We start from the raw sequence: 3,912 nt of genomic DNA on the forward strand, positions 1-3,912 counted from the left end.
CCCCCCGGGCTGCCCGGGTTCCCCGGCCTCCCCGGTGCTCCGACCGGCGACCCGGCGGCGGGCCCGGACCCGCTGCCGACGGTGGAGCGGGCGCTGGTCGAGGTCTTCGGTGAGCCCGACGCCCGCGCGTCGGTCACCTTCCTGGGCGTGGATCCGATCGAGGTGCTGCGCTTCGTCTGTCCCCCGGAGCCCCGGGAAACGGCGCCGGGGGCCGCGAACGGCCCGGAGGGCCCGGACGCGGGACCGCTGGTGCGCTACGTCACCCTGGGCATGTCCGCCGAGCCGATGAACGACCCGGCCGCGCCGGTGGCCGATCCGGTCCGGGGCCCGCGCGCCGAGTTGGTGCTCACGCTGCGACCGGGCACCGCCCCCGACCGGCCTCCGATCGATCGCGTGTTGCGCCCCCTGGCCGTCCTGGCCGCGGCCCCCCGGGTGGAGGGGGTGGTCCCCGTCCCCGGCGCCTCGCTGGACACCGGTGAGCCGCTGTGGCCCGGCGCGCCCTTCACGGCCGTTCTGGTGGGCGAGCCCGGTGGGCTGGTGCCCGACGTCCCGCTGCCGCCCCCCGCCGATCCGGTGCGGATCCTGCCGCTGCTGCCCATGACGCCCAACGAGGCGGCGTGGAAGCGGGTGCACGGCGCCGAGGCCCTGCGCGAGCTGTGGCTCTCCCGGGGCACCGACACGCGCGACCCGCGACGCGCCGGCGCACCCCTCCCCGGCTGACCTCCTTGACTGCGGGCCCGGACGGGAGGACCGTGGGTACGCATGAGGGGTGAACCGACCTGTCCGAGGTGCGGGGACCGGGTGCGCCCTCCCGGTCTGTTCTCCGACTCCTGGCAGTGCTCCGCGCACGGCCCCGTCCCTCCTCTGCAACCGGCCCTGCCCCCGAGCATCGACGCCCTGTCGGTCTGCGTGTCACGAGCGGTGGTACCGGTGTGGATGACCTGGCCGCTCCCGCTGGGCTGGCTCCACACCGGCGTGGCCTGCGCGGGTGACGAACGCACCGGCGGTCGGGCGGCGATCATGGCCTGCTCCGGACCCGCCCCCCTGGGCGGCCCCGGTGAACTGCTGCTGATCTCCGAGGAACCCGTCGTCGGGCTCGGCGCCCGCTTCGCCGGGATCGACGGTCCGGACCCGGCCCCGTTGATGGAGGTGGACCGCTCCCCGCACGCCAAGGTGCACGCGGCGGGCCGCCCCACCCCGCTGTGGCGGCTGCGGGACACCCCGGGGGACCGGGCGGTCTTCGCCGGTGAGGCGCTGGGCCTGTGGCTGTGGGCGGTGGTCTGGCCCGAGGAGGCCGGGCTGATGATGTACGACGAGTTGGTGCTGACCGACCTGCGGGAGGCCGGCGCCGAGATCGATCTCATCCCCTGCGGCGCCCTCTCCCCCAAACTGCTCGGCTGACCCGGAATCCGGGGCGCGGACGGCGGTCACCGGGGCGCCTCGGTCGTGGTCCGCACGGTGAGGGCACCACCCGGGCCGTGCCGGCCGGGCCCCGCCCTCACCCGACCTCGCCCGCCCGTCGGTTCTCACGGGTTTTCCCGTCGGTTCCGCCGACGCCGCCGCACGGGCGGAGCCGGACCCCGCCACGGCGGTACCGGGCCGACGTTAGGGTGGCGGTGTCCCGTCCGTCGTCCGTTGGGGGAGCCGCCGCCGTGCGCATCGACCTGCACACCCATTCCACGGCCTCCGACGGCACCGACAGCCCGACCGACCTGATGCGCGGCGCCGCCGCGGCCGGGCTGGACGTGATCGCCCTCACCGACCACGACACCGTGGCCGGCCACGCCGAGGCCGTCGCCGCCCTGCCGGCGGGCCTGACCCTGGTGCCGGGATGCGAACTGTCCTGCCGGTACCGGGGCATCGGCCTGCACCTGCTGGCCTACCTCTTCGATCCCGGGGAGCCCGCGCTGGCCCGGGAACGGGAGCTGCTGCGGGACGACCGGATCCCCCGCGCCCGCGCCATCGTCGGCCGACTGGCCGAACTCGGCGCGCCGGTGGAGTGGGAGCGGGTGGTCGAGCTGGCCGGTCCCGGCGGCACGATCGGTCGACCGCACATCGCCACCGCCATGGTCGAGGCCGGGGTCGTGCCGGATGTCGCCTCCGCCTTCACCCCGGAGTGGATCGCCGACGGCGGCCGGGCCCACGTGGACAAGCACGAACTGGACGCCGTGACGGCGGTGCGCCTGGTGCGCGCCGCCGGTGGGGTGACGGTCTTCGCGCACCCGATGGCGGTCAAGCGCGGCAGGGTGCTGCCGGAGAGCGCCGTGGCGGAGCTGGCCGGGGCGGGGCTGGACGGCATCGAGGCCGATCACATGGACCACGACGCGGCGGCCCGGCGCCGGGTTCGCGAACTGGCCGCCGATCTGGGCCTGTTGGTCACCGGCTCCAGCGACTACCACGGCAGCCGCAAGACCTGCGTGCTCGGCGAGCACACCACCGATCCCGCCGTGTACGCGGAGATCGCGGCGAGGGCCTCGGGCGCCGCGCCGATCACGGGCTGACGGGGGCGGTCGCCACCGTGCCGCCCGGGAGTCGTTCGATGCCGGTGCCATCCGGTTGACCGTCGTTCGATACCGTTCGATGTCCTCTCCCGCGCGGCTCGGCGTCCCGCCCGGCCGGTCGGTTCGCCCCGGGGTCCGCGCCGGACCGGACGCGCACCTTGTCCACCCTCCGTTCCGCGGAGCCCCGAGACAGCACGGTCACCGCCATGCCCGACATCATCGACATCACCCTCTTCGGATCCGTCCTGGTCACCCTCTTCGTGATCATGGACCCGCCCGGCATCACGCCGATCTTCCTCGCCCTGACCTCCGGCCGCCCGGTGCGGGTGCAACGGCGGATGGCGTGGCAGGCCACCCTCGTGGCGCTGGCCGTCATCGTTCTCTTCGGCCTCGCCGGCCAGCACATCCTGAACTACCTGGGGGTCTCGGTCCCGGCCCTGATGATCGCGGGGGGCCTGCTGCTCCTGCTGGTGGCGCTGGACCTGCTCACGGGCAAGATGGAGGAGCCCCGGCAGACCAAGGAGGTCAACGTGGCCCTCGTGCCGCTGGGCATGCCCCTGCTGGCCGGGCCAGGCGCCATCGTCACGGTGATCCTCGCGGTCGAGCGCGCCGACGGGGTCGGGGAGCACACCGCCGTGTGGGCGGCGATCGCGCTGCTCCACCTGATCCTGTGGCTCACCATGCGGTACTCGCTGCTCATCGTCCGGCTCATCAAGGACGGCGGCGTGGTGTTGGTCACCCGGCTGTCGGGGATGCTGCTGTCGGCGATCGCGGTGCAGCAGATCGCCGGGGGCGTGATGGCCTTCGTCAACGGCGAGGGGTGAGCCGCGCCCAGAAGTCCACCAGAACGTCGGCCGTGGCGTGCGGGCGCTCCACGTTGGGGGAGTGCTCGGCACCGGGGATCACCGAACGGTGGGCCCGCAGGCGCGCCGCCATCTCGTCCATCCACGCCACCGGCCACGCCCCGTCGCGCTGACCGGAGACCACGTGCACCGGCAGGCCGGTGGCGGCGAGCTCCGCCACCCGGTCGGGCTCGCGCAGCAGCAGCCGTCCGGTCGCCCGCAGCTGACCGGGACTGCTCGACATCCAGCGGCGGAACATGAACGTCCCGACCTCGGTCTCCTCGGGGCGGGGATGCCACAGCCGCCACATCCCGCGCTGTCCGAGCGCCGGGATCCCGGCCCGCAGCACCCGTACCTTCCAGCGGGAGGAGGGCCCGAGCCGGCCCGGTCCCGAACTGAGCAGGGTCAGCGAGGTGAAGGGGTCGGGGCCGCGCAGCACGGCGGCCCGCGCGATCAAGCCGCCCATCGAGTGCCCGAGCAGGTGGACGGGGCCGCTGTCGGCCAGCGCCCGCGCCTGGGCCCGGACGTCCTCGGCGAGGGTGCCCAGCGGGTAGTGACGGGGGTGGGCG

5 protein-coding genes are annotated in these 3,912 nt (G+C 75.1%); 4 read left to right on the forward strand and 1 reads right to left on the reverse strand.

The window, feature by feature from the left end; translation table 11 throughout:
• The first annotated feature begins 93 nt into the window (after positions 1-93).
• The 4 genes from FNQ90_RS15200 (at position 94) to FNQ90_RS15215 (ending at position 3,325) form a co-directional block, all read left to right on the forward strand.
• On the forward strand, positions 94-720 hold the full coding sequence (locus tag FNQ90_RS15200; protein ID WP_407699371.1) for a suppressor of fused domain protein: 627 nt from the start codon (positions 94-96) through the stop codon (positions 718-720).
• Positions 721-762: 42 nt separating this feature from the next.
• Positions 763-1,401 carry a DUF6758 family protein gene (locus tag FNQ90_RS15205; protein WP_143622256.1) on the forward strand — a complete coding sequence of 213 codons (639 nt, stop codon included), beginning with the start codon at positions 763-765 and terminating at the stop codon, positions 1,399-1,401.
• 251 nt (positions 1,402-1,652) lie between these two features.
• The gene (locus FNQ90_RS15210; RefSeq protein WP_182606876.1) at positions 1,653-2,501 is read left to right on the forward strand and encodes a PHP domain-containing protein; all 849 of its coding nucleotides are present in this window, start codon (positions 1,653-1,655) and stop codon (positions 2,499-2,501) included.
• Positions 2,502-2,716: 215 nt separating this feature from the next.
• Positions 2,717-3,325 (forward strand): MarC family protein, encoded by a 609-nt coding sequence (locus FNQ90_RS15215; RefSeq protein WP_143622265.1) that lies wholly within the window; start codon positions 2,717-2,719, stop codon positions 3,323-3,325.
• Here the strand turns inward: FNQ90_RS15215 and FNQ90_RS15220 are convergent.
• Positions 3,309-3,912, reverse strand: a 604-nt coding sequence (locus tag FNQ90_RS15220; protein ID WP_182606877.1) for an alpha/beta fold hydrolase, incomplete at its 5' end; no start/stop codon positions are given. The genes FNQ90_RS15215 and FNQ90_RS15220 overlap by 17 nt on opposite strands.

This window comes from Streptomyces alkaliphilus (genome assembly GCF_014141535.1).
GTDB classification, from domain to species: domain Bacteria; phylum Actinomycetota; class Actinomycetes; order Streptomycetales; family Streptomycetaceae; genus Streptomyces; species Streptomyces alkaliphilus.